Here is a 23,210-nt window from a genome sequence, read left to right on the forward strand (position 1 = left end):
GGCTAACCGCCCGCATGAACCGGATTCATGGAAACGCGTGGACCAGCAACGCGGCGACCTGCCCCGCCGCCGGGCCTCCCGCCTACCGTGCCCACCAGGCCGTTCCCGCGAAGGAGATCCCCGTGACCCGCACCGCCACCGCCGTCCGCCAGGTCCGCCGTCCCCGGGGCGAGGCGCACCGCGACGACTTCGCGTTCGTCACCACACCGCTGACCGGCCCCGCCGACGGTCAGGTCCTGGTCGAGAACACCTACCTGTCCGTCGACCCGTACATGCGCGAACTGATGGACGCCGACGGCTGGGAACGCGGCCTCGGACTCGAAGGCCGCACCCTGGGACGCGTGATCGAGTCGAAGGCGGCCGCCCTCCCCGTCGGCACCACCGTCTTCCACCGGCACGGCTGGTCCACGCACGCCCTGCTCGCCGAAGCCGACGTGCGGGTGATCACCCCCGTCGACGGCGTCCCGCTCAGCGCCTTCCTCGGCATCCTCGGCGGAACCGGGCTCAGCGCCTACGTCGGCCTCACCCGGATCGCCCGGCTGCAACCCGGCGAAGACCTGTTCGTGTCGGCGGCCGCCGGTGCCGTCGGCAGCGCGGTCGGGCAGATCGCGCGCCTGCTGCGCGCCGGCCGGATCGTCGGCAGCGCGGGCTCGCCGGCCAAGGTCGACCACCTCACCACCCGGCTCGGCTTCGACGCCGCCTTCGACTACCACGACGGCCCGGTCGCCACCTCGCTCGCGAAAGCCGCACCGCAGGGCATCGACGTCTACTTCGACAACGTCGGCGGCGACCACCTCGCGGCGGCCATCGACGTGCTGCGCGACCACGGGAGGATCGCCTGGTGCGGCGCGGTCGCCCAGTACGACAACCCGGACGCCCCGCCCGCCGCGCCGCACAACCTCTTCGACGTCGTCGGGAAGAGCCTGCGGCTGGAAGGCTTCCTGGTCCGCGACCACGGCGACGCCCGCGAGGAGTTCGAGCGGTTCCTCATCCCGCACGTGCGCAGCGGCGAGGTCACCGCGGACGAGACCGTGAGCGACGGGTTCGGCACCATCGTGGACGCGTTCCTCGGCATGATGCGCGGCGAGAACACCGGCAAGATGCTCGTCCGCGCCACACCGGAATGACGCCCACCCGTCCCGGACCGACCGAGGGCCGACCGCCCCCGTGAAGGGCGCGGCGGCCCCCGGGCAAGTAGAGGCGTGACAAGGATGACCGCGAACTCGGCGGAGCCCGACCAGGCACCGCCGGCCGAAGACGCCCCGGACGTCCCCGGCCTCGATCCACCGCACCCCTCCGCGCCGAACTCCCCGGGCCAGGATCCCTCAGGGCAGGATCCCCCGGGCCAGGACCTGGCCGGCCCGGATCCGGGAACCGTGTTCGGCCACCTCTTCGACGCGCACGCCGAGTCGTTGCACGGCTACCTGGCCCGCCGGATCGGCGACCAGGTGGCCGACGACCTCGTCTCGGAGACGTTCCTGGTGGCCTTGCAACAACGGCACACCTACGACCCGACGCGGGCCGGGGTGCGGCCGTGGCTGTTCGGGATCGCCGGCAACCTGCTCCGCCGGCACGTCCGGCAGGAGGTCAGGGGCTGGCAGGCCAGGGCCCGGATGGCGGAGGCGGACCGGGCGCAGACCGAGTCGCCCGAGGTCCGCACGACCGAGCGGGTCACCGCGCAGCAACAGGTCCGGCAGCTGGCGGGCGCGCTGGCCGCGCTGGAACCCGGCGACCGGGACGTGCTGCTGCTGACCTCGTGGGGGCGGCTGACCTCGACCGAGGTGGCGCAGGCCCTGGACATCCCGGTGGGCACGGTCTACTCGCGCCTGCACCGGGTCCGCCGGTGGTTGCGGTCACGCAGCCCGGTCGTGACCAGTGGGACGGAGGACGACGATGCGTGAGGAGGACTTGGCCGTGGAGCAGACGTGGACCGATGACGAGCTCGACCGCGCGCTGGCCGGCTTGTACACCGACATCAAGACCGATCAGCGAGGCTTGACCGCCGTGCGGGAGAACCTGATGGCCGCCGCCGACGGTCAGGCCGGACCGAGGCTGAGCCTGGTCGCGACCGGGCACGGTCCGCGACGACGGCCGTTGCGCCGCTGGGTCGCCGCCGCGGCGGCGGTCGTGCTGCTCGCGGCCGGGGTCGTCGTGGCGCAGACGGTGCTGTTCTCCGCCACCAGCGCGACCGCCCAGGCGCGGGAGGCGTTGACCAGCGCCGCCGACCTCGCGGCACGGGCCGAGGACCCGGTGCTCGCCGACGGCCAGTACCGCTACCGGGCGACCCACGCCTGGTGGGTGAAGACGGTGGGCGCGCAGAGCCGGAGCTTCTCCTTCCTCAACGAGCACCTCCTGGAGACCTGGATCCCCGCCGACCCCGCCGGCGAGTGGCTGCTGCGCCGCCGCGAGACCGGCAACCGCAAGTGGGTCAAGGGCACCGAGGCCGAAGCCCGCGAGGCCGGGGTGGCCGGGATCGACGGCAGTCCGTGGCCGGAGCAGCGCGCCAAGGGCGGCGAGTTCGCCGGGGGCATGCCCGAGCGCGGGAACTGGCAGTTCCCCAAGCCGCAGTTCCTCGCCGGCCTGCCCACCGACCCCGAGCGGTTGTACGAGCGGCTGAGCGCGGACAGCGGCGGCGACCAGCACGCCCTGATCTACGCGGCGGACGCGCTGCGCACCGGCCTGATGCCCGCCGCCGCTCGCGCGAACCTGCTGCGCGCGCTGACCTACCTGCCCGGACTGGACGTCACCGACCACGCCGTCGACCTCGACGGCCACCGGGGGGTGGCGCTGGGCATCTCCGAGGAGGGTGAGCGCCACGAGATCATCCTCGACCCCGGCACCGGCGAGGTGATCGGGGAGCGGAAGGTCTCGGACTCGCTGTTCGCCGGGATCCCCAAGGGCACGGTGACCAGCTACTCGTCCATCACCACGGCGGTGGTCGACGGCATCGGCGTCCAACCCGCCGCGTAGGCCCGTCCGGGTGGAGGTGTGCGGCCGGTGCCGGCCGCACACCTCGCGGTGCGGATCAGGCCGGGGTGTGCTCGGCCGCGACGTCGACGATCCAGGTGACGCCGAAGCGGTCGGCGAGCATCCCGAACGCGGGCGCCCACGGGGCGGGGCCGAACGCCTCGATCACGGTCCCGCCCTGGGCCAGGCCCTCCCACACCGGGGTGACCTCCTCGACGTTCGCGCCCCGGACGGACAGGAAGAACGGCTCCTGGGTGATCGTGGTGCCGTTCTCGCGACGGGTGGTGGGCCCGTTCCGGTCAGCCGGCGCGTGCGCGCCGGGCACGTCGTAGGCCATGACCCGGAAGCCGTTGTCGGCGACGACCTGGCCGAACACGACGTGGGCGGCGCCGGGCAGTTCGGCGGGCATCCCGAAGTCGGCGTAGGTGGCGACGGTGAGCCGACCGCCGAACACCGACTGGTAGAACTCCAGGGCTTCGCGGGCCTGGCCGTGGAAGTTCAGGTGGGCGACAGCGTTGAGCGACATGGTGTTCCGGTCCTTCACGAAAGGTCTGCGGTGCCGGAGGCTTCCGGCGACGAGACCGACGATGCCGGCAGTACCGGTCAGGGAACGTCCGCTACCTGTGGCACCGTGACACCATGCCGATCGCCTCGTCCACGACGACCTCCAGCCGGCTGCTGTCGCTGCTGTCGATGCTCCAGGCCCGCCGCGACTGGCCGGGCGGCCTGCTCGCCGAGCGGCTGGGCGTCAGCGAGCGGACGGTGCGCCGCGACGTCGACCGGCTGCGCGAGCTGGGCTACCCCGTGCAGGCGGTGAAGGGCCCCGACGGCGGCTACCGGCTCGAAGCGGGCAGCCAGATGCCGCCGCTGCTGTTCGACGAGGAACAGGCGGTCGCGCTGGCCGTCGCGCTGCGGATCGCCGTCGGGACGGGCGCGGGCATCGAGGAGGCGGCGGCACGGGCACTGGCCACGGTGCGGCAGGTGCTGCCGTCGCGGTTGCGGCAGCGCGTCGACGCGCTGGAGATCAGCGCGGCCGGGCGTGGCGGCACCCCGCAGGTCGACACCGGGGTCCTGCTCACGCTGAGCGCGGCGGTCCGGGCGGGGGAGGAGCTGCGGTTCGACTACCGCGCGCCGGGCCGCCCCGAGGACGCCGAGCCGCGCCCGCCCCGCCGGGTGCAGCCGCACCACCTGGTGGTGCGGGCCGGGCGCTGGTACGTCGTCGGCTGGGATCCCGACCGGGGCGACTGGCGGACCTTCCGCGCCGACCGGATGGCACCACGTGTCCCGACCGGGCCCCGGTTCGCTCCCCGGGAGGTGCCGGGTGGCGACGTGGCCGCGTTCCTGTCGGCCCGGTTCAAGGGTTCGGGCGGCGCGGACGACTGGCCCTGCCGGGGGGAGGTGATCCTCGACCTGCCGGTGGCGGAGGTGGCCCCGTTCGCCGGCGACGGGGTGGCGGAGGAACTCGGTGCCGCCCGGACCAGGCTGACGACGGGGTCCTGGTCGTGGCCCGCGCTCGCGGCGGCGCTGGCCCGCTTCGACACCGAGATCGAGGTGGTCTCCCCGCCGGAGCTGCGTGCGGCGTTCGCGGAGCTGTCCCGACGCGCCGGCCGCGCTGCGGAATCCTTCTGACGCGCAGGAAAAGTGTCACTGCCATGCGCATGACAGTGTCAGTGAACGATTCAGTCCGTCTTATGCGGATACCAAAGTATCGGCCACGTGGTCGCGGTCCCGCGTCACCGTCGGACGAGGATCAGGTACAGCAGTTGTAGCGCCACATCTCACGATCATGCCCCTGCAGCTCACGGTGTGCGATCACCGCTGCTCAACGCCCAGATGCAGAATTCTGAAACGCCGCGGGCGCCATGCCGCCGGCGATGTGGAGGTTCCCGCAGGGCGAGCGCTGCAGCCGGCTCGGGCTACTTCACCGAGGGGTTAAGGGCCTGGCATTGACTCCGGTTGCTCCGGGAAGGTAGGGGCAGCCCTGCGACATACCAGGGGGAGCAGTGATCCGGCACATCGTGCTGTTCGAGCTGAAGCCCGGATTCACGTGGGACGACGAGTCGGTGCGGGTGGCGGAGCGCCTGCTGTGGTGCCGCCTCGCGCCACCGAACGACGAGCTGTGCGTGCGGCTCTACGACCAATACGAGTTCGCTGCGGACGCCCTGCGCGGTGACGAGGTCAGCCACTTCGTCGTGGCCAACGCACACCACGGCCTCGCGAAACCCGACGGCGCGGGACCGATCCCGCGCTCGCCGACGATCGCGAGCCACCCGTCTCCCGTGCCGCTGATCATGCAGCTGCTGCCCGCCGGGTACACCGCCGCAATGTGCCCACGGTCTCTCGTTCATCTCCTCGACCAGGCCGATCCGGGTGGTGTGGTCGGTCTTCACCCGCGACGAACAGTAAGGGGACCGATGTTGTTCCTGGACGCCGCCGCCGTACGCGAGGCGCTGCCGATGACGGACGCCATCGGGCTGATGGCCGAAGCGATGCGCTGGTACAGCGACGGCCGTGTCACCCAGCCGCTGCGGACGATCCCGCGACCGGACAACCACGCCCGAGGCATGCCCGCGCACGTCGGTGTGGTGGTCGTCTTCCACCCGGAGACGGGCTTTCCGCCGGCGGTGCTCGACGCCACAGCGCTCACCGCTGTACGGACTGCGGCGGTGTCCGCAGTCGCGACGGACGCGCTCGCCACGCCGAACGCCGATGATCTCGCCACCCTCGGCTCCGGTGTGCAGGCACGCAGCCACCCGGAGGCGGTGGCGGTGGTGCGCAAGCCGCGCCGCGTGCGCGTGTGCACCAAGACCTCGGCGAAGGAACCCTTCGTACGGGCGGAGTACCTGGCCGAGGGCGCGCACGTCAACGCCGTCGGCACCTCGACCCTCGACCCGCGGGAGCTGCACGCCGAGGCGGTGGCGAGGTGCTCGGTGTTCGTGGACAGCCGGGAGTCCGCCGGGGGCGAGTCCGCCGCGCGCGTCGCCGCTGCTCGCGGCATCGGTGTCCCTGTCCAGTACAGGGCGCGAGTTGTGCCCACCTACGTGATCGGGAACGCGAAGTCGGTGGCCGCCCCCATAACGATGGCCGAGTACCGCGCCAGGGTGCTGGACACGATGCGCGGGTACGGGGGCAGGTTCGCCTTGCGCGGTGGGGAAGTCGACGTGTTGGAAGGCGAGTGGGTACCCGTGCACCTGTCGGTGATGGAGTTCCCCAGCGTCGAGCACGTGCGCGAGTGGCACGCCTCGCCCGAGTACCGGGCGATCGGGCACCTGCGCGACGGTGTCGACATGGAGCCCGTGATCGTGCACGGGGCCGGTGACCCGCGGTGAACGCGATCGAGACCGGGCGTGCCGCCGCAGTGACGTGGCGACCGGTCGCCGCCGTGACGGCCGGGCTGTCCGTCGTCCTCCTGGCGTTCTCCGGTCAGTACGGCTACAACGTCGACGAGCTGTACTACCGGCTGCTCGGCACGCGGGGGGCCGCCTGGGGCTACGTCGACCAACCCCCGCTAGTGCCGCTGCTCGTCAACGTGTCCACGCAGCTCTTCGGTGACACCGTCACCGGCATGAGGGTGCCCGCAATCCTGTGCGCGGTGGCCGTGGTGGTGCTCGGCGTGCTTATCACCGCCGAACTCGGCGGCACCGCACGGGCACAGGTGCTGAGCGCGGTGTGCCTGGCCACGTCCGCACTCGTGCTCGGCTTGGGGCACGTGTTCGTGACGTCGACCATGGACATGGTCGGCTGGTGCGGCGTCATGCTCTTCGTGCTGCGCGCCGTGCTGCGTCAGGACGGGCGGTGGTGGTTGGCGGCGGGCGCGGTGTGCGGTATCGCGATCTACAGCAAGTACGTCGTCCTTCTGCTGCCGGTGACCGTGCTGCTCTGCATGGTGGTGACCGGACCGCGCAAGCCGCTGCGGGACAAGTGGCTGTACGCGGGAATCGGACTGGGGCTGTTGATCGGCGCGCCGAACCTCGCCTACCAGCTGGTGAACGACCTGCCGCAGCTGCACATGGCGGAAGTGCTCGGTGCGGCAGACGGACCGGTCAACCGCGTCATCTTCGGGCCGAGCCTGCTCCTCATCCTGGGCCCGGCGCTGACGCCGATCTGGATCGCCGGACTGGTGCGCCTGATACGAGATCCCCGGCTCCGTGCGGTCGGTGTCGCGTTCCCGGCGATGTGCGTGCTGCTCGTGCTCGGCGGCGGCCGACCGGACTACGCCGGCGGGTTCCTGCTCGCGCTGCTCGCTGCCGGCTGCGTGGTGACCGAGGGGTGGATGTCGCGCGCGTCGTGGCGGCGGCCGGCGCTCGTCGTCGCGCTGGCGCTCAGCACGGCCCTCCAGGCGCTGGTGGCGTTGCCAGTGCTGCCGCGGCAGACGCTGGCGTCACAACCGCTCAACAGCATCTCGTTCAACATCTCGTTTGAGAGCGTCGGCTGGCCCGAACTCGCCGATCAGGTCTCCCGGGCGCACCGCGAGCTGCCCGCCGGGGACCGGGCGCGGGCCGTCGTCCTCACCCACAACTTCGGGGAGGCCGGCGCGCTCCAACGCTACGGCACGGACCTGCCCGCCGTGTATAGCGGGCACAACGAGCTGCACGGGTGGGGACCGCCGCCGGAGTCGGCCGATGTCGTGCTCGCCGTCGGGTTCGAGCCGGACGAGCTGGCCGGGAGCTTCACCGGCTGCGACGAGGTGGACCGAGTCGACAACAGGCTCGAGGTCGCGAACTCCGAGCAGGGCAAGCCGATCGCGGTGTGCCGAGGGCTGCGCGCGCGGTGGCACGAGCTGTGGCCGGGCTACCGCTACCTGAGTGGGACATGACGACCTCCGATGGAGAGGCTCGCACCCAGCCCGGGTCGAGTGGCGGCCGATCGCCGCAGTCGCGGGCGGGTATGCCGTCCTGGTCCAGGAGTTCGCCGGCTGGCACGGCCTCACCCCCGCCCGACGAGACGTACTTCCGGATACTCGGCGAGCGCCAGGGTCTGGGCTAGGTCGACCAGTCCGCGCTGGTGCCGTTGCCGGCCCGATTCGCCGCGAGCGTGTTCGGTGACGTGGCCTGGGCCATCAGGGTGTAGGGCGGTGTTGTGCGGTGTCCTCGTCGTGCTGCTCGCCGCGATGATGGAGGCGGAGTTCGGCGGCACGCGGCGCGCGCAGGTGCTGGCCGCCGCCAGCGTCGGCACGTCGGTGATCGTGCTGAGCATCGGGCACCACCTGCTCGATCACCCACGACTCGCCGCAGCGGAGGGAGGGTACAACCGCGTTGCGTTCTTCCCAGACCTGATCATGATCCTCGGTCCTGCGCTCACGCCGATCTGGATCGCGGGACTCGTCGGGCTGAGTGTCGTCCGTCGAGGAGGCACTGATGCGCGAACTGTGCTGCTGGAGCGCCAGCTTTCACCCAACCACAACACCGTTACAGATCGTGCGCCTCCGACCCTCCGTGGCGGCAGGGGAGGGGATGTAGCCCACCGCAGTCGCGGCCATCGTGCACATCGTCTGGATCGGCCACTGAGATCTGGCGCGCGCATCCACTGACACATTGCTGTGTATGTCCAGCTCAGGCGCTGACAGTTCTACTGCGCGTCACACGCGGACCCGCCCCGACGCGCCGGCCGTGCTGCGAAATCCTGACTTCCGATAACGTTTACTTATCGGAAGTCACCCAACCGCAGGTTCATAGCGTTGCGTTGCGCATAATAACGTTTGACATGACGTTATTGTGCTACGGTATTGCCGTGACGACGACCGAGACTTCCGCCTCGACCTGCAACTACCCCGGCTGCACGCGTCCGGTGTTGCGGGGCGCCGGGCCGGGCCGGCCCGCCGAGTACTGCGACCTGCCGGAACACACCCGGTGGCGGGCGTGGCGGGAGCGGCAGCGGCTGGCGCAGGAAGGCGAGCAGGACGCAGAGGTCGTCACCGTGACGAAAGGCCCGCATGGGATTACGTCCGGCAAGATCAGGGCCGAAGAGTTGCTGGAGCGGTTCCGGGTGCTCGCCGAGCAGATGTCGGCGACGTTGACCGGGGCCGTCGGAGAGCTGGCGGCCATCGCCGATCCGAGCGTCGCCGAGAGCCAGGTGCAGGCCGTCGAGGCCGAGGCGGCGCGCAAGGTCGCCGAGGCGGAGGCCGCGGTGGCGAAGGCCGAACGGCGACGGCGGGACGCCGAACAGGCCCGCGCGGCAGCCGAAGCCACCACCGAGGACGCGGTCCGGGCCGCCGAACAGGCCGAGCAGGACGCGGCCACGGCCTACGAGCAGCGCGACGCGGCACGGGCCGAGGCCACCGCCGCGGTCGAACGGGCCGAGAGCGCGATCGCCACCATCAGGACCGAGGCCGCGACCGTGATCGAGGAGATCCGGCGCGACTGCGCCGCCCAGGTCGACCAGGCCCAGGCCGACGCGGTGACGCACGCCGAACGCGCCCGACGTCAAGCCGCCAAGGAGATCGAGGCCGCCCAGACGACCGCCCGCGAGGACGTCGACCGCGCCCGGACCGAAGCCGAGGCCACGGTGGCGCGGGCGGCGGCCGACGCCGACGCGCAGGTCGAGCGGGCCCGAGCCGAAGCCGACACCCACGTCGACCGTGCCCGCCAGGAGGCCGCCGCCCAGGTCGAACGCATCACCGACACCGCCCGGCGCGACGCCGAGGCAGCGGCCCAGGCTCGGGCCGCCGCCGAACGGGCCGGCCAAGCCGCCTCGGACGCCCGTGCCGAACTCGAACGCGCGCGCGGCGAACTGGACTCCGCGCGCCAGGCCCACCAGAGCCGGTTGGAGGAGGCCGAGCGCGTCACGCGGGAACGGGTCGCGGCGTTGGAGGAGGCGCGCGTCCAGACGCTCGCCCGCGCCGAACGGGCCGAGGCCCAGCTCGACCGCGCGCTGGAGGAGCTGCGCCGCTAGTCGTCGACCAGCGCGGTGGGCTTGCCGACCAGGCTCACCGCGATCCGCCGGTCCACCCACGGCAGCTTCGCCAGCCGCATCGCGACCCGCCGGGCGCGCAGCCGCAGCCGCGTGGACGGCAGGAACCAGCGTGCCCCGGCACGGGCGACCTGCTGCTTGTCGACCACGACCGGCCGCCACCGGCTTTCGTAGGCGGCCAGGTCGGTCACGTTCTCCGCCAGCACGAACGCCCCGCCCATGCCCAGCGAGGCGCCCTGTCCGGCGAGCAGCGACACCGCGCCGCACGCGTCGCCGACCAGCACCACCCGGCCGGTGCTCCACCGGGGCATCTCGATCTGCGCGACCTGGTCGTAGTAGATCTCCGGCGGGCAGTGCTCCAGCACCTGCGGCACGATCCAGCCCAGCGTCGAGTACGCGGCGCGCACCGCCGCCCGTGGGTCGTCGGGCCGGGTCGGGTCCGGGGTGCGGTGCACGGTGAACGCGGCGACCCGTCCGTCGCGCAGGCCGTAGCAGCCGACCTGCCGGGCGACGGTGTCGGTGAGGCAGAACCGGCCGGCGACCAGGCGGTGGATCCCCGGGTCGTCGAAGACGAACGCCGCGGTGTGGAAGCCGAGGTAGCGGAAGAACTCGGCCTCGGCGCCGAACACCAGGCCGCGCACGGTCGAGTGGATGCCGTCCGCGCCGACCAGCAGGTCCGCGTCCAGCGCCGTGCCGTCGGCGAGCCGGACCGACACGCCGTCCGCGCGGTTGTCGACGTCGGTGACGGCCGCGCCGAACCGGACCGCGACGCCCGGTGGCAGCGCGGTGCGCAGGACGTGCTCGACGTCGGGGCGCATGATGCTGGTCATCCGGCCGCCCATGGCCCGGGCGAACCGCTCGAAGCTGAGCCCGGCGCGGCGGCGGCCGGTCTCGTCGTGGTAGCCGGCCTCGGTGAACCGGTAGCCGAGTTCGTGCACGCGGGGCAGCAGGCCCATCCGCTCGGCGGTGTCGTAGCCCGGCCCGAAGAAGTCGATCATGTAGCCCTCGGGGCGCGGGCCGGGGGCCTTCTCCACGACCTCGACGGTGTGGCCGAGCGCGCCGAGCCGGCCCGCGAGGGTGAGGCCGGCGATGCCCGCGCCGCTGATCACGACCTTCACCGCAGCACCCGCCCGAGGACGGGCGCGACCACCGCGCGGGTCAGGCCGGGGTCGAGGGCGCGGTGCAGGACGATGCCGTCGACGGCGGCGGCGAGCACGGCGGCGGTGGCCTCGGGGGTGGGCACGTCGTGGGTGGCGAGCACGGCGGCGACGGTGTGCCGGAACTCGGCGAGCACCTCGCCGACCGCGCGGCGCAGGTCGTCGTTGCGGGTGGCGGCCAGGTAGGTCTCGGTGAACAGCTCCTGGCCGTCGGTCTCCTCCAGCGCGGTGAGGATCGCGTCGAGCGCCTCGGCCGGGGTGGTCGCGGCGGCCAGCAGGTCGGGCAGTGCGGCGAGCGCGGCGCGCAGCGCGCCGGTCGCGGCTTCGACGAGGACGGCCTGCGTCGAGTCGAAGTGGTAGTGCACCACGCCGGACCCGACGCCCGCCCGGTCGGCCAGCACCCTGGTGCTGACCGCGCCCCAGCCCTTCTCCGCGATGAGTTGCGCGGCTGCCGCGAGCAGCCGCTCCCGAACGGTCATCCCGTACCTCCGACCCGTGTTTGGACGATCGTACTGGACGATCGTCCAAACACGGGTCGGAGGTGGTTCAGGCGGTGATCCGGACCTCGCCCCCGACGCCCGCGAACTCCAGCAGCCGGGCACCCTCCGCGAGCACGTCGGCGCGCTGACCGGCCGTGAGCGGGCGGAAGACCTGCACGTCAAGGCCCTTCGAGAGCTTCCAGACGCCGTGCACGAACCCGTCCACGAGCAGCGTCGGCCGCCCGCCGATCACGATCCCCCGCCGGTAGTCCTCGGTGGAGATGACCCGGGTCCGGTCGTCGTGGCCGAGCAGCACGTTGTCGAACTCGGGCAGGAAGCGCACCGGGGCCGGGGCGTCCGGGTCGGGCAGCGGGCCGTCGGGCACGTCGTACAGCTCGCGGCCCGACTCGTCGGTCAGCACCCGCAGATCCATGCCGCGCAGCACGTCCTTGAGCCGGGTCAGGCCCGACCACACCTGCACGTCCTTCACCGTCGCCGGGCCGAACGCGGCCAGGTAGCGCCGGACGAACCCGGCCGGGTCCTGCTCGTCGCCGACCGCGCCGAGCCACCGCGTGGCGTCCGCCCACACCGCCTGCCCGGACTTGCCCCACACGCCGCGCGGCGGGAGCTGGACCACCGGCAGCAGGTAGGTGATGGCGTGGCCGAGCGATTCGGCGTCCAGCTCCGGCCACCGCCGCGCCAACTCCCGGCCCAGCTCGGGGCGGGTGCGGGGCTGTTCGGCGAGCAGGCGCGCGCCTTCCCGGACGAGGTCGTCGGGGTCGCGTGCGGCGAGCACCGCGCGGAAGGGCGACGAGCCGAACCGGCGGCGCACCATGGCCCGCAGCACGGGTTCGACGCGGGCGTGGTCGGCCGCGGTGACCAGGTGGATGGTGGCGCGATGCAGCGGGGCGCGGACGACCTTGCCGTCGGCCACCAGGTCACCGAGTGACTCGGGGGCGAAGTCGCGCAGGCGCGACCACAGGCCGTAGTACGGCGAGGGTGGTTCCTGGGCCTGCATCCCGACGAGGTGGTCCACCGCGTCGGGCACGGACAGGTCCGAGCGCTCCAGCAGGAGCTGCCGGTGCAGCAGGGCGCGGTTGAGGCCGCGCAGCGTGATCACCGGAGGCTCCCGGAGCACGTGCGGGCGTCCTGGGTGGGCAAGTCGGGTGCCTCCGTCGCGGGGACTCCATCAGGGGAGTGTCTTCATACCGCAACCACCACGGGGTCGTGTCGTCCGCGTGCCACATCGCGCTCGGCGCGTTGGACCGCACGGCGGCGGCGGACCCGCTTGCGCCGTTCGTCCCGACCCCGGTGCGGCTGGTCCTGGAGGCTCGTGGGTTCGATTCGGTGCATGCGACGACGGTGCCGCAGCGGGCCGGTCGCGGGACATCCCGAATTTTGGGGGTGCACGTTCGGGTGGAGTTCGGTGTCGGCGGGTGCCCGTTCGGGTCACACTCGGGATCGTGACGTCGTGGGGGGAACGACTGTCGTGCGATCTGCGGGACGGCGTGCGGCAACAGGCGGGTGCGGTCGAGTTGGGGCGGCTGGTGTCCGAGGCGGTCGCGCCGTGGGTGCCGCACGACGGGCTGCGGTTGGCGGGCACGACCCCGTCGACCGGTCTGGAGACGGGCCCGGTGAGCTTCTGGCACGGGTGTTCGCCGGAGTTCGGGCGGGAGCTGCTGCTGGGCTACTACCGGGCGAGCCATCGCGGCGAGCTGGTCGTGGCGCGCGGTCCGGGCGTGCGGTGGACGGTGGCGGACGCGTGCGGTGTGCCGGAGCTGCGGGTGATGCTGGAGGACCAGCGCGGGGTGTGGGGCGCGTTGGGGCTGTTGCGGTTCGACGGGCGGGGGTTCGCCGGCGACGACGTGCGGCGGGCGGTGGAGCTGGCGCGGGAGCTGCCCGCGGTGCTGCGGGCCTACGTGACGTCCGGTCCGCTGGTGCCCGAGGCCCCGGCGCTGCCGCCGGCGGTGCTGGTGCTGGGCCCGGACCACCGGGTGCGCTCGGCGACGGCTCCGGCGGCGGCGTGGCGGGAGCGGCTGCGCGGTGACCAGGTGGCGGCGCCGTGGGTCGGCGAGGCGTTCATCGAGGGGTTGTCGTTGCTGGCCCGCCGGGGCGACCCGGTGGTGGTGCGGCCCTCGGTGGGGCACGGGCGGTGGCTGGCGTTCCACGGGCAGCGGCTCTCGCGCGACGAGGTCGCGGTGCTGTTCGAGGCGGCGGCCGGGTCGCGCCTGCTGCCCGCGTTCTGCGAGTGGTACGGGATCACGCCCCGCGAGCGGCAGGTGCTGGCCGACGTCTACGACGGTGCCGCGCCCAAGAACATCGCCCGCCGCCGGGGCCTGTCCGTGCACACGGTCAACGACCACCTCAAGGCGGTGTTCCGCAAGACCGGCGCCGGCGGGCGGGACGAGCTGGTCACGGCGTTCGCCGGGTGACCTCCCGGTCGTTGACCTCGCGGCGCAGCGCGACGGCGTCGGCCCGGACGCGGTCGGGTGCCTCGTGGTCGAGCAGCGCGCGGCGCATCAGCTCGGCGATCGCGGGCTGGTCGGCGGGGGTGAACCCGCGCCGGGTGATCTCCTGGGTGCCGATGCGCAGGCCGCGCAGCCCCTCGTCGGGGCGCTGCCAGGGCAGGCCGATGCCGCTGAGGTAGACGCCTGCCGCGCCGAGCCGCAGCCCGGCCTGGTCGCCGCCGCCGAGGTCCTGGGCGTCGATCGCGATGTGGTGGGAGCGGGTGAACTCGTCGTCGCGGCGGGCGACGGCGAACCCGTTGTCGTGCAGCGACCTGGCCAGGACCTGGGCGTTGGCCAGGCACGCCGAGGCGTAGGTGCCGCCGCGTTCGGCCAGTTCGGCGGCGGTGACGGCGAGCGCGCCCAGCCGGCCGGCGTCGTAGTTGGCGAGCATGCCGGGGTAGGCGACGGTGGAGACGCGTTCGGCCAGGTCGGGGTCGCGGGTGACCACGCAGCCGCCGGAGGGGCCGCCGAAGGACTTGTAGGTGGAGAACGTGAGCACGTGCGCGCCTTCGTGCAGGGGGCGCTGGAAGACCTTGCCCGCGACCAGTCCGGCCATGTGCGAGGCGTCGTAGAGCAGGGTCGCGCCCACCTCGTCGCACGCCGCGCGGACGGCGGCCACGTCGTGCGGGAACAGCATCATGCTCGCGCCGATGACGACGATGCGGGGCCGGTGCACGCGCAGGAAGCCGGGCAGGGCGGCGTAGTCGAGGTCGAGCCGGCCGGGGTCGTAGGGCAGGTCCACGACGGTGAGGCCGCGCACCGCCGGGACGCCCTGGGGGTGGTGGCTGGCGTGGCCGCCGGCGACTTCGGGCAGCACCGCGATCTTGTCGCCGGGGCGGGCGAAGGCGGTGTAGACGGCGAGGTTGGCCAAGGTGGCGCTCTGCAGCCGGACCTCGGCGTGGGCGCCTTCCATCAGGTCGGCGACCAGCAGCGGGGCCAGGACTTCGAGGGTGTCCAGGTGGTCGAGCCCGACCTGGTACTTCTCGCCGGGCCAGCCCATGCTGGGCCGGCTGGACACGGAGGGCAGGTTCGCGGCGGCCGCAGCGGGGCTGAGCACGTTGGTGCCCGCGTAGAGCACGATGCCGTCGTCGTCGACCTGGGTGGCGTGCGCCCGCAGGGCTTTGCGGACGGTGTCGGTGACGCCGGCCGCGCTCAGGTCGGCGGACACGGCGGCTTCCACCTCGGCCAGGCGGTGTTGCGCGCGGGGCGAGGCCCACGGGGCGATCCTGCTGTTGGTCACGCGAGCGACGCTAGGGTCCGGCGACGGTGGCCGGCGACCGCGCGAGGTCGCGATTGTTTCCTACAATTGTCGAAATGCAGGAGTTGCTGGACGAGTTGTCGCGGGTGCTGGGGCGCGGCGTCTCGGTGGACGACGTGTCCGGCCGGGTGGTGGCGCACAGCGCGCAGACCGACGAGGTGGACCCGGCGCGGGTGCGCGCGATCCTGACCAGGCGGGTGCCGCCGGAGGTGGCGGCGTGGCAGGAGCGGCACGGCGCGTCGTCGTCGGCCGGTCCGGTGCGGGTGCCCGCGAACGAGGAGCTGGGGTTCCAGGAGCGGGTGGGATTCCCGTTGCGGCACAACGGGGTGCTGGTGGGCTATCTGTGGGTGCTGGGCGAGGTGGACCCGGCGGCGGTGGTGGGGCACCTGCCCGCGCTGGCGGCCGGGATCCGGGTGGGCGAGCGCGCGCCGATCCGGGTCGTGGTGGCGCTGGAGCCGCGTTCGGTGCGCACGGTGCCGGCGGCGGACCCGGTGCCGGAGCTGTCCGGTCCGGCCGGGGTGAGCGACCCGCACCCGCCGGACCGCGCCGGTGACGCCTACCAGCAGGCGTTGGCGGCGGCGGAGCTGTCCCGGCTGGACCCGGCACTGCCGGGGGTGGCGCGCTGGGCGGACCTGGGCGCGTACCGGCTGTTGCTGGGTGCCTCGCCGGACGGGGTGCTCGCCGGGTTGTCGGAGGTGCTGCTGGCGACGTTGGAGGGCTACCTGGACTCGGGGTGCGACGCGCGGGCCACCGCCGAGGCGCTGCACCTGCACCGGACCAGCCTGTACTACCGGCTGGGCCGGATCGAGGCGGTGACGGGGCGGTCGTTGTCCGACGGCGCGGCGCGGCTGGAACTGCACCTGGCGCTCAAGCTGGTCCGCCTGGCGCGACGGCCGTGACGGTGTCGGTCGGGGCCGGGCCGCTTCGTGGTAGTCAGGAGGCATGCTCCTGTGGATCAACGGCCCGTTCGGCGGTGGGAAGACCCAGACGGCGCACGAGTTGGCGCGACGGCTGCCCGGCAGCCACGTCTGCGACCCGGAGGTGGTCGGGTTCGGCCTGCACCGGATGACGCCGCCCGCGCTGCGCGGCGACTTCCAGGACCTCCCGGCGTGGCGGCAGGGCGTGTTCGAGGTGCTGGACCTGGCGCTGTCCGGACAGGACGGCACGGTGATCGCGCCGATGACGGTGATCGAGACCGCCTACTTCGACGAGATCGTGGGCCGGTTGCGCGACCGGGGCCACGACGTGCGGCACTTCGCCCTGCTGGCGTCCCGCGAAGTCGTGCTCGACCGGTTGCGGGAGCGGGTGTTCGGGCACGTCACGCAGGTGGTGTTGGGCAAGGACGCGCCGCTGCGCCGGGAGAGCTGGGCGGTGCGGGCGCTGGACCGGTGCCTGGAGCGGTTGAGCGGGCCGGAGTTCGCCGAGCACCTGTGGACCGACGACATCACGGTGCCGCAGGTCGCCGACCGGATCGCCGAGTCGGCCGGGCTGGTGTTGACGCCGAACACCGACGGCCCGCTGAGGGGCCGGGCGCGCCGCGCGTGGGTCGGCGTGAAGCACATCCGGTTCTGATCGCGGCTGGTTCTGGTCGACGGCTGGTTCCTGGTCGGCGGCCCGCAGGTGGCGGGCGAGGAAGTCCACGACGTGCCGGCGCACCTGCGGCAGCGGGTCGCCGGTGCCGACCAGCGCGGCGCGGTCCCCGGCGGTCATCAGGCCGGCGTCGCGAAACTGCGGCGCGAGGGCGGCGTAGTCGGACGGCCCCCAGTGCCGGGCGTGGTCGAGTCGGACCAGTTCGGTGGTGGCAGCCGGGACAGCGGCAGCCACGTCCGGTCCAGCCGCGCGTCGCGGAACCCGTCGATGCCCGGCAGTAGCAACGGCCGGTCCGTCCTGTGCCGCCGCGACCGGGAGCAGCCCGCCGGACCCGGCGGGGATGTGGTCGAGGTAGCCCTCCAGGTTGACCCCGGCCCGGATCCGCCGGTCCTCGAACAGCGTCTGGGCCATGGCCCCGCCCGAGTGCCCCATGATCCCGACCCGCTCCAGGTCCAGGGCCAAGCCCTCGGGCACGTCCCCGCCGACCACCACCGCCCCGGTGCCCGGCTCCGTACCGGGCACAGCTCCGTGCCGGGCTCGGCGGCATCGCCGATGTCCTCCGGCGCGCTCGGCCCGCCGGCGTTGTCGGTGGGCCGTGAGACGATGGAACCGGGGGCCGGAGGCCACGCGCCGTCGGTGGCGAACAGCGCGTCCAGCACCGCCTTGGGGTCCGTGATCCGGGCGGCGATCACGGTTTTGAGGGCCGCGAGGTCGACGCGCGGGTCAATGCCCGGCGTCAGGGTCCGCACCCGCCCGTCCCTGGGTACTCGATCTCGCTGGAGTCGCCGGGGTGGTCGACGGTCACCACGGTCCGGCCGTGCGACGCGAGTTCCTCGGCCGTCGATGTCGCGAGCGCACGCGGGTGCCGCACGGCGGTCCGGTCGACGCCTTCGGTGGGCAGTTCCGGATGCAGGTGGACGGCGTCGAGCCGCACGAAGATCGCGGCGGCCCGGCCGTCATGTACGGCGGTACGGGACACCCGGTCACGTCCCGCGCCGTGTGGTAGACCGAGGCGGCGAGTTCGCGCGGCTCCACGGAGCGCGGTCGGACCCGGTGCAGCACGGCGATTTCGCCGCCCGAGGATCGTGGTCGTGGGGAGACGCATGGCGCGGACCGTCCACTTCGGACATCGGGCGGGCGGGGCCGCCGGTCGGCTGGCGAGGCGTGGCGGAGGGTTCGGTGAGAGCGCTCCGCCGCTGGTCCGGAGCGTGCCATAGGGCTTGTCGATGCATGGCCCGACCGGCACCGGATTTGGTCCGATACACTGACTAATTTTGATCAGCTTCTCTGACCATCGCGAAGGAGTGACGTTGGCGGACCTCAACATCGGCCTGCTGCTCCACATCCCCTACCGGGAACTGGAGAACCGGGTGTTCGCCGCCCTGGCCGAGGCCGGGTTCGACGACATCACCACCGCCCAGGCGCGCCTCTTCCAGCGGATCGGCCCCAACGGCTCGCGGCTGACCGAACTCGCCGAGGCCGCCCAGGTCACCAAGCAGACCGCGGGATTCCTGGTCGACCAGCTCGAACGCGCCGGGTACGTCGAGCGCACCCCGGACCCGACCGACGCGCGCGCCCGGCTGGTGCGGTTCGCGCAGCGGGGTCTGACCGCGATGCCGATCGCCGGTGCGGTGATCGCCGAGGTCGAGGCCGAGTGGACCGCCCACCTGGGGCAGCGCCGGATGGCCGCGTTGCGCGACGCGCTGACCCGGCTGCACGAGATCACCGACCCGTACCTCTAGCGGGCCCGTGCCGCCGGGGCGTCCGGCCGGTCAGGCCGACAGGAACCGGTCCAGCACGCGGGCGCCGAACCGCAGCCCTTCGACGGGCACGCGTTCGTCCACGCCGTGGGCCATCGCGCGGTAGTCGTAGCCCTCGGGCAGCGCGAGTGGGGCGAAGCCGTAGCAGTCGATGCCCAGGCGGCTGAACGATTTCGCGTCGGTGCCGCCGCCCATGCAGTACGGGACGACGATCGCGTCCGGGTCCTCGCCGCGCAGCGCGTCGGCCATGGCGTCGAACCACGGCGAGTCGATCGGGGCCTGCACGGGCGCCTGGTCCTCGATGAACTCGCGGGTCACGTGCGGGCCCAGGACGGCGTCGACCGAGGCCAGCAGTTCCTCGACGGTGCCCGGCAGGGTCCGCACGTCGACCTCGGCGGTCGCGGTGCCGGGGATGACGTTGACCTTGTAGCCGGCGCTGAGCACGGTCGGCGTGGTGCTGTTGCGGACGGTCGACTCGGCCAGCGCCGCCGCCGGGCCGAGCCGGGCGAGCGTGCCGTCCACGTCGGACAGGTCGACCTCGACGCCCAGCGCGCGGCCGGTGCGTTCGAGGAACGCCCGCACGGTCGGGGTGAGCCGGACCGGGTGGTCCAGCGCGGCGAGCCGGGCGAGCGCGCCGACCAGGTGCACCACGGCGTTGTCGGTGTTGCGGCGCGAGCCGTGCCCGGCCCGGCCGCGCGCGGTGAGCCGCAGGTGGGCGGTGCCGCGTTCGGCGGTGCCGATCGGGTAGAGCCGCCGGTCGCCGACCCGGTAGGAGTAGCCGCCGGACTCGCTGATCGCGGCCGTGACGCCGGCGAAGTAGTCGCGTTGGTGCTCCACCAGCCAGTTCGCGCCATAGTCACCCTTGTCCTCCTCGTCGGCGACGAACGCCAGCACGACGTCGCGGCGCGGCCCTCGGCCCTCGCGCGACCAGTCGCCGACGACGGACAGGACCATGGCGATCATGTCCTTCATGTCGACCGCGCCCCGGCCCCACAAGTAGCCGTCGCGCTCGACGCCCGCGAACGGCGGGACGCTCCACTCCGCCGGGTCGGCGGGCACCACGTCCAGGTGGGCCTGGACCAGCAGCGCGGGCAGCCCCGGTTCGCTGCCGGGGATGCGGGCGAGCACGTTGGAGCGGCGCGGGGCCGGTTCGAGGACGCACGCGGGCACGCCGAGGTCGTCCAGGTGCGTGGCGACGAACTCGGCGGCCTCGCGCTCGCCGGCGGATTCGCCGCCGCCGTGGTTGGTCGTGTCGAACCGCAGCAGCGCCGCGCACAGGTCGACGACGTCCTCAGCCATAGATGCCCTCCACCGCGTCCGCGGCGATCGCCGTGACGACCTCGAACGCCTGCGTCGCCGGGGTCGTGGGCGCGGTGTCGGTACCGGCCCTCCGCGCGCTGACGGGGTCCACCGTAGGCACTGCGGCGGGGGCCGCCGCGAGGTGGGTGGCAAGGGCCGTCCCGATGGCGGTCCCGGTGGCGGTGCGGTCGGCGGCGACCTGCGGCGGCACGCACGCCGTGGCGTCGCGTCCGACACCCTCCACGGCCGTGGAGGTCAAGATCGTCATGGCGATACCGTACCGGCCGTGGTGTGGGCGCTTGGCCCACCGGTGTTCGCGTCGGTTGCTTCTTGACCGGCGGTGCTGTCCGGCGGGGACGGTCGGTGGTGACGGCTCGTCCGCGCCCGGTGGGAGGACTGGTCGGCTTCGGCGGCAGTGTGGTCAGCTCAGGGCGTGCTCGATCTCGTCGGCGGCGCGGTGGCCGGAGAAGCAGCCCCGGGTCCACTGCTCGCCCAGCCAGTCGAACTCGACGAACTCGTCGGGTTCCAGCGCTTCGCCGCCGGACAGGCCGGCCAGGTGGTCCAGGACCGCTTTGCGGCGCGCCGGCGGGGTTTCGCGGCGCAGCGCGACGGCTTCGGGGCCGTAGACGAACCCGGTCAGCACTGCACGCGGCGCGCCGGACGGACTGTTGTCGACGGTCTCGGTGAGCACGCCGGTGGTGGACCGGGCCACTCCCGACAGGCCGGCCGAGTGCCAGAACGGTCGCGGGTAGACGGCGTGGACCTTGAGGGCGGTGACCGCCGACATCCGCTGGAAGAGGCCGTCGCGGAGGGCGGGCAGCGCCAGCTCGTACTGGATGCGGCCGGCCGGCCCGGTAGGAGGTGGTGCGGGTGTGCACGCGGGCGGTGGTGCCGTGTTCGATGCGCAGGACCGGCTCGCCCCGCCGCACGGTGCCGGGTGGGAGGTCGGCGGCCATCCGTTCGGCGAGCTGCTGCGCTCCGCCCACGATCCGGGTGTCCTGGGCCGCGCCCCGGTAGCCGAGCAGCGGTTCCACGCCGCCCGCGCCGGCGATCAGGAGGGCGGCGGGCTCGCTCGGGGTGTCGACGAGGCGTCGCCGGGCGTGGGATAGGTGCCGACGTGGTGCCGTGCGTGCTACCAGGTCCACGATGTTGTGCGGGGTCGGCCCGATCCACTGGCCGCCCAGGTCCAGTTGCGTACCGTCGGGCAGGAAGCGGGTCAGCACCCGGCCGCGCGCCTCCAGGACGCGCACCGACAGCTCGGCGCGGACCACAGCGTCTCCGACGAACCCGGGGCCCGCGTCCGGACCTCGGGCGGCGCGGCCTCCCTTGGGGCGGATGACGTCCAGCAGGTGCGGGCCCCGGCCAGGCGGGGCGGCCCGGCTGCGGCGGATCGGGTGCGCGGAGGTCGTGCCCGGCGCGAACGGGCCGGGCGGCGCGGGAGGCGGGGTGGCGGGCAGCGGGCGGCGGTTCGGGGTCGGTGACATGGGTTTCTCCTCGGGTCGGCGTGGGCAGGCGGGTGATCGACACCGAGGATGTCGGTCACAACCTGTGAATGTGCTGAGACGCTGAGAGACCGCTGAGGGTGATCTGTGGTTGCTGAGGGGTGTCGTCGTGACGGGTGCCGATGGCCCTCAGGAATCGGCCGGGTGGCAGGCACCGGCCAGTGTCCACGCAGCAACCAGCCACTTCTGGTAGCAAGTCATGTGCGGAGCGTGGCCGTCGGCCACGTGCCGGTACCGACCAGGAGGTCCTGTTGAGCGAACACCGTCCCACCCGCAGAAATGTCCTGAGGGCCGCCGGCGGGCTCGCCGCGGCCACGGCGCTGGGCGGCGCGGGTCTCGTCGCGGCGGCGTCGGCGGCGAACGCGGCCGGTGACGGCTTCGGGCTGCGCATCGTGGACCGCAACGAGGGCGACCCGCGCATGTGGTACTACCGGTTCGCCACGAACGCCATCGGCTGGAACCCCGCCGTCAACGTGCTGCTGCCCGACGGCTACCACACCGGTGGCCGCACCTACCCCGTGCTGTACCTGTTCCACGGTGGCGGCACGGACCAGGACTTCATCACCTTCGACCGGCTGCGCATCCGGGAGTTGACGGCGGGCAAGCCGATCATCGTGGTGATGCCGGACGGCGGCCACGCCGGCTGGTACTCCAACCCGGTCGGCACGAACGTGGGGCCGCGCGACTGGGAGACCTTCCACATCGCCCAGTTGCTGCCGTGGGTCGAGGCGAACTTCCGCACCTTCGCCGAGTACGACGGTCGCGCGGTCTCCGGGTTCTCGATGGGCGGTTTCGGCGCGTTGAAGTACGCGGCGAAGTACTACGGCCACTTCGCGTCGGTCAGCTCGCACTCCGGCCCGGCCAGTCTGCGGCGTGACCTCGGCGCGGTCGCGCACTGGGCCAACGCGTCCGCGGCGGCGCTGGACCTGGGCGGCGGCACGATCTACGGCGCGCCGTTGTGGGACGAGGCGCGGGTCAGCGCGGACAACCCGGTGGAGCGGGTGGAGAGCTACCGGGACAAGCGGGTGTTCCTGGTGGCCGGCACCAGCCCGGACCCGGTGAACTGGTTCGACCAGGCCAACGAGTCGCACGTGCTGGCGGGCCAGCGGGAGTTCCGGGCGCTGCTCGGCGCTGCGGGCATCCCGCACGAGTGGCACGAGGAGCCCGGCGGCCACTTCGTCCGCGAGCACCTGCTCGCCGCCGACATCGACGGGGTGATCGCCCGCCTCCGCAAGGCGTAGCCGGTCCGGGGTCCCCGGTCCGCGCGGGCGGGGACCCTCACGGCGTCGGCGGCAGGCTCTCCCACAGCAGTTCGCCGTCCTCGACGGTGTCGGTGGCGACCAGGCCGACCCGCCGGGCGACGGCGGCCGACGCGGCGTGGTCGGGGTGCACGTGGGCGGTGATCCGGGCGATCCCGGCGGCGCGCAGCAGGCCGACCGCGAGCCCGGCGGCTTCCTGCGCGAACCCCGCGCCCTGGTGCCCGACGCCGATGACCCACGCGACCTCCGCGCACGGCCGCGTGGCGTCGACGGTGGCCTGCACGTATCCGGCGGCGTGCCCGGTGTCCCGGCGGCGCACGACCCAGTTCAGCCACCACTGGGCGCCGTCGGACGACCGGCCGCGCACCTGACGGGTGTAGGTCCGGCGCAACTCGTCCACGTCCGGCGGCGTGCCGCCGGTGAACGCGTACAGCTCCGGCTCGGCCAGCACGACCGCCATCTCCTCGGCGTGCTCGACGCGCAGCGGTTCGAGGAGCAGACGGGGACCTGTCACGGGTTCGGC

24 protein-coding genes are annotated in these 23,210 nt (G+C 73.4%); 14 read left to right on the plus strand and 10 right to left on the minus strand.

The window, feature by feature from the left end; genetic code table 11:
• Nucleotides 1–122: 122 nt before the first annotated feature.
• The 3 genes from AC0HI0_RS11435 to AC0HI0_RS11445 all read left to right on the plus strand — a co-directional run bounded on the left by AC0HI0_RS11435 (nucleotide 123) and on the right by AC0HI0_RS11445 (nucleotide 2,970).
• Complete coding sequence (locus tag AC0HI0_RS11435) at nucleotides 123–1,127, plus strand: NADP-dependent oxidoreductase (protein WP_480932282.1); 1,005 nt, start codon at nucleotides 123–125, stop codon at nucleotides 1,125–1,127.
• Nucleotides 1,128–1,211: 84 nt separating this feature from the next.
• Complete coding sequence (locus AC0HI0_RS11440; RefSeq protein WP_480932283.1) at nucleotides 1,212–1,901, plus strand: RNA polymerase sigma factor; 690 nt, start codon at nucleotides 1,212–1,214, stop codon at nucleotides 1,899–1,901.
• A complete protein-coding gene (locus AC0HI0_RS11445) occupies nucleotides 1,894–2,970 on the plus strand; it encodes a CU044_5270 family protein (protein ID WP_480932284.1) in 1,077 nt (358 codons plus the stop codon). The genes AC0HI0_RS11440 and AC0HI0_RS11445 overlap by 8 nt, the downstream gene beginning before the upstream one ends.
• A 55-nt stretch (nucleotides 2,971–3,025) precedes the next feature.
• Here the strand turns inward: AC0HI0_RS11445 and AC0HI0_RS11450 are convergent, their stop codons facing one another.
• Nucleotides 3,026–3,493: a VOC family protein gene (locus tag AC0HI0_RS11450; protein ID WP_480932285.1), complete on the minus strand. Its 468-nt coding sequence runs from the start codon at nucleotides 3,491–3,493 to the stop codon at nucleotides 3,026–3,028.
• Between the two features lie 113 nt (nucleotides 3,494–3,606).
• Here AC0HI0_RS11450 and AC0HI0_RS11455 point away from each other — a divergent pair, with 113 nt between their 5' ends.
• The 5 genes from AC0HI0_RS11455 to AC0HI0_RS11475 all read left to right on the plus strand — a co-directional run bounded on the left by AC0HI0_RS11455 (nucleotide 3,607) and on the right by AC0HI0_RS11475 (nucleotide 9,858).
• Nucleotides 3,607–4,596, plus strand: coding sequence for a helix-turn-helix transcriptional regulator (locus tag AC0HI0_RS11455; RefSeq protein ID WP_480932286.1), 990 nt, complete (start codon nucleotides 3,607–3,609; stop codon nucleotides 4,594–4,596).
• A 374-nt stretch (nucleotides 4,597–4,970) separates the two neighbouring features.
• Nucleotides 4,971–6,296 carry a DUF1330 domain-containing protein gene (locus tag AC0HI0_RS11460; RefSeq protein WP_480932287.1) on the plus strand — a complete coding sequence of 442 codons (1,326 nt, stop codon included), beginning with the start codon at nucleotides 4,971–4,973 and terminating at the stop codon, nucleotides 6,294–6,296.
• Complete coding sequence (locus tag AC0HI0_RS11465) at nucleotides 6,293–7,783, plus strand: glycosyltransferase family 39 protein (RefSeq protein WP_480932288.1); 1,491 nt, start codon at nucleotides 6,293–6,295, stop codon at nucleotides 7,781–7,783. The genes AC0HI0_RS11460 and AC0HI0_RS11465 overlap by 4 nt, the downstream gene beginning before the upstream one ends.
• Before the next feature lie 279 nt (nucleotides 7,784–8,062).
• Nucleotides 8,063–8,497 (plus strand): hypothetical protein, encoded by a 435-nt coding sequence (locus AC0HI0_RS11470; protein ID WP_480932289.1) that lies wholly within the window; start codon nucleotides 8,063–8,065, stop codon nucleotides 8,495–8,497.
• 200 nt (nucleotides 8,498–8,697) lie between these two features.
• Complete coding sequence (locus tag AC0HI0_RS11475; RefSeq protein ID WP_480932290.1) at nucleotides 8,698–9,858, plus strand: hypothetical protein; 1,161 nt, start codon at nucleotides 8,698–8,700, stop codon at nucleotides 9,856–9,858.
• Here AC0HI0_RS11475 and AC0HI0_RS11480 read toward each other — a convergent pair.
• The 3 genes from AC0HI0_RS11480 to AC0HI0_RS11490 form a co-directional block, all read right to left on the minus strand.
• Nucleotides 9,855–10,994 carry an FAD-dependent monooxygenase gene (locus AC0HI0_RS11480; RefSeq protein ID WP_480932291.1) on the minus strand — a complete coding sequence of 380 codons (1,140 nt, stop codon included), beginning with the start codon at nucleotides 10,992–10,994 and terminating at the stop codon, nucleotides 9,855–9,857. The two genes, AC0HI0_RS11475 and AC0HI0_RS11480, sit on opposite strands and share 4 nt — an antisense overlap.
• Nucleotides 10,991–11,512 (minus strand): TetR family transcriptional regulator, encoded by a 522-nt coding sequence (locus AC0HI0_RS11485; RefSeq protein ID WP_480932292.1) that lies wholly within the window; start codon nucleotides 11,510–11,512, stop codon nucleotides 10,991–10,993. The genes AC0HI0_RS11480 and AC0HI0_RS11485 overlap by 4 nt, the downstream gene beginning before the upstream one ends.
• 67 nt (nucleotides 11,513–11,579) lie before the next feature.
• Nucleotides 11,580–12,632 (minus strand): winged helix DNA-binding domain-containing protein, encoded by a 1,053-nt coding sequence (locus AC0HI0_RS11490; protein WP_480932293.1) that lies wholly within the window; start codon nucleotides 12,630–12,632, stop codon nucleotides 11,580–11,582.
• A 343-nt stretch (nucleotides 12,633–12,975) separates the two neighbouring features.
• Here AC0HI0_RS11490 and AC0HI0_RS11495 point away from each other — a divergent pair, with 343 nt between their 5' ends.
• A complete protein-coding gene (locus AC0HI0_RS11495) occupies nucleotides 12,976–13,944 on the plus strand; it encodes a helix-turn-helix transcriptional regulator (RefSeq protein ID WP_480932294.1) in 969 nt (322 codons plus the stop codon).
• On the opposite strand, the gene AC0HI0_RS11500 is transcribed toward AC0HI0_RS11495, so the two are convergent.
• A complete protein-coding gene (locus tag AC0HI0_RS11500; protein ID WP_480932295.1) occupies nucleotides 13,925–15,259 on the minus strand; it encodes a DegT/DnrJ/EryC1/StrS family aminotransferase in 1,335 nt (444 codons plus the stop codon). The two genes, AC0HI0_RS11495 and AC0HI0_RS11500, sit on opposite strands and share 20 nt — an antisense overlap.
• A 74-nt stretch (nucleotides 15,260–15,333) precedes the next feature.
• Between AC0HI0_RS11500 and AC0HI0_RS11505 the strand changes: the two genes are divergently transcribed.
• Nucleotides 15,334–16,176, plus strand: coding sequence for a PucR family transcriptional regulator (locus AC0HI0_RS11505; protein ID WP_480932296.1), 843 nt, complete (start codon nucleotides 15,334–15,336; stop codon nucleotides 16,174–16,176).
• Between the two features lie 43 nt (nucleotides 16,177–16,219).
• Nucleotides 16,220–16,849, plus strand: a complete 630-nt coding sequence (locus AC0HI0_RS11510; protein WP_480932297.1) for an AAA family ATPase — start codon at nucleotides 16,220–16,222, stop codon at nucleotides 16,847–16,849.
• A 754-nt stretch (nucleotides 16,850–17,603) separates the two neighbouring features.
• On the opposite strand, the gene AC0HI0_RS11515 is transcribed toward AC0HI0_RS11510, so the two are convergent.
• Nucleotides 17,604–17,846: a hypothetical protein gene (locus AC0HI0_RS11515; protein WP_480932298.1), complete on the minus strand. Its 243-nt coding sequence runs from the start codon at nucleotides 17,844–17,846 to the stop codon at nucleotides 17,604–17,606.
• Between the two features lie 325 nt (nucleotides 17,847–18,171).
• Between AC0HI0_RS11515 and AC0HI0_RS11520 the strand changes: the two genes are divergently transcribed.
• Entirely contained in the window at nucleotides 18,172–18,609 is a 438-nt protein-coding gene (locus AC0HI0_RS11520) for a MarR family winged helix-turn-helix transcriptional regulator (protein WP_480932299.1), read from the plus strand.
• 30 nt (nucleotides 18,610–18,639) lie between these two features.
• Here AC0HI0_RS11520 and AC0HI0_RS11525 read toward each other — a convergent pair whose 3' ends face one another.
• From AC0HI0_RS11525 to AC0HI0_RS11535, 3 genes are all read right to left on the minus strand, one after another.
• Nucleotides 18,640–19,926 carry a M20/M25/M40 family metallo-hydrolase gene (locus AC0HI0_RS11525; protein WP_480932300.1) on the minus strand — a complete coding sequence of 429 codons (1,287 nt, stop codon included), beginning with the start codon at nucleotides 19,924–19,926 and terminating at the stop codon, nucleotides 18,640–18,642.
• On the minus strand, nucleotides 19,919–20,194 hold the full coding sequence (locus tag AC0HI0_RS11530) for a hypothetical protein (protein WP_480932301.1): 276 nt from the start codon (nucleotides 20,192–20,194) through the stop codon (nucleotides 19,919–19,921). Before AC0HI0_RS11530 ends, AC0HI0_RS11525 begins: the two co-directional genes overlap by 8 nt.
• A gap of 153 nt (nucleotides 20,195–20,347) precedes the next feature.
• Nucleotides 20,348–20,764, minus strand: coding sequence for an FAD-dependent oxidoreductase (locus AC0HI0_RS11535; protein ID WP_480934288.1), 417 nt, complete (start codon nucleotides 20,762–20,764; stop codon nucleotides 20,348–20,350).
• 55 nt (nucleotides 20,765–20,819) lie between these two features.
• Here AC0HI0_RS11535 and AC0HI0_RS11540 point away from each other — a divergent pair, with 55 nt between their 5' ends.
• Both AC0HI0_RS11540 and AC0HI0_RS11545 read left to right on the plus strand, forming a co-directional pair.
• Nucleotides 20,820–21,035 carry a hypothetical protein gene (locus AC0HI0_RS11540; protein WP_480932302.1) on the plus strand — a complete coding sequence of 72 codons (216 nt, stop codon included), beginning with the start codon at nucleotides 20,820–20,822 and terminating at the stop codon, nucleotides 21,033–21,035.
• Nucleotides 21,036–21,679: 644 nt separating this feature from the next.
• Complete coding sequence (locus AC0HI0_RS11545; RefSeq protein ID WP_480932303.1) at nucleotides 21,680–22,669, plus strand: alpha/beta hydrolase; 990 nt, start codon at nucleotides 21,680–21,682, stop codon at nucleotides 22,667–22,669.
• Between the two features lie 37 nt (nucleotides 22,670–22,706).
• Here the strand turns inward: AC0HI0_RS11545 and AC0HI0_RS11550 are convergent, their stop codons facing one another.
• Nucleotides 22,707–23,201 (minus strand): GNAT family N-acetyltransferase, encoded by a 495-nt coding sequence (locus tag AC0HI0_RS11550; protein ID WP_480932304.1) that lies wholly within the window; start codon nucleotides 23,199–23,201, stop codon nucleotides 22,707–22,709.
• Nucleotides 23,202–23,210 lie beyond the last annotated feature (9 nt).

Source organism: Saccharothrix sp. NBAS 001 (assembly GCF_056640475.1).

What these genes read in the sequence shown, in the direction of transcription:
- AC0HI0_RS11440 (WP_480932283.1), top strand. Translation starts at nt 1,212, where the DNA reads ATGACCGCGAACTCGGCGGAGCCCGACCAGGCACCGCCGGCCGAAGAC.
- AC0HI0_RS11445 (WP_480932284.1), top strand. Translation starts at nt 1,894, where the DNA reads ATGCGTGAGGAGGACTTGGCCGTGGAGCAGACGTGGACCGATGACGAG.
- AC0HI0_RS11450 (WP_480932285.1), bottom strand. Translation starts at nt 3,493, where the DNA reads ATGTCGCTCAACGCTGTCGCCCACCTGAACTTCCACGGCCAGGCCCGC.
- AC0HI0_RS11455 (WP_480932286.1), top strand. Translation starts at nt 3,607, where the DNA reads ATGCCGATCGCCTCGTCCACGACGACCTCCAGCCGGCTGCTGTCGCTG.
- AC0HI0_RS11485 (WP_480932292.1), bottom strand. Translation starts at nt 11,512, where the DNA reads ATGACCGTTCGGGAGCGGCTGCTCGCGGCAGCCGCGCAACTCATCGCG.
- AC0HI0_RS11505 (WP_480932296.1), top strand. Translation starts at nt 15,334, where the DNA reads ATGCAGGAGTTGCTGGACGAGTTGTCGCGGGTGCTGGGGCGCGGCGTC.
- AC0HI0_RS11510 (WP_480932297.1), top strand. Translation starts at nt 16,220, where the DNA reads ATGCTCCTGTGGATCAACGGCCCGTTCGGCGGTGGGAAGACCCAGACG.
- AC0HI0_RS11525 (WP_480932300.1), bottom strand. Translation starts at nt 19,926, where the DNA reads ATGGCTGAGGACGTCGTCGACCTGTGCGCGGCGCTGCTGCGGTTCGAC.
- AC0HI0_RS11530 (WP_480932301.1), bottom strand. Translation starts at nt 20,194, where the DNA reads ATGACGATCTTGACCTCCACGGCCGTGGAGGGTGTCGGACGCGACGCC.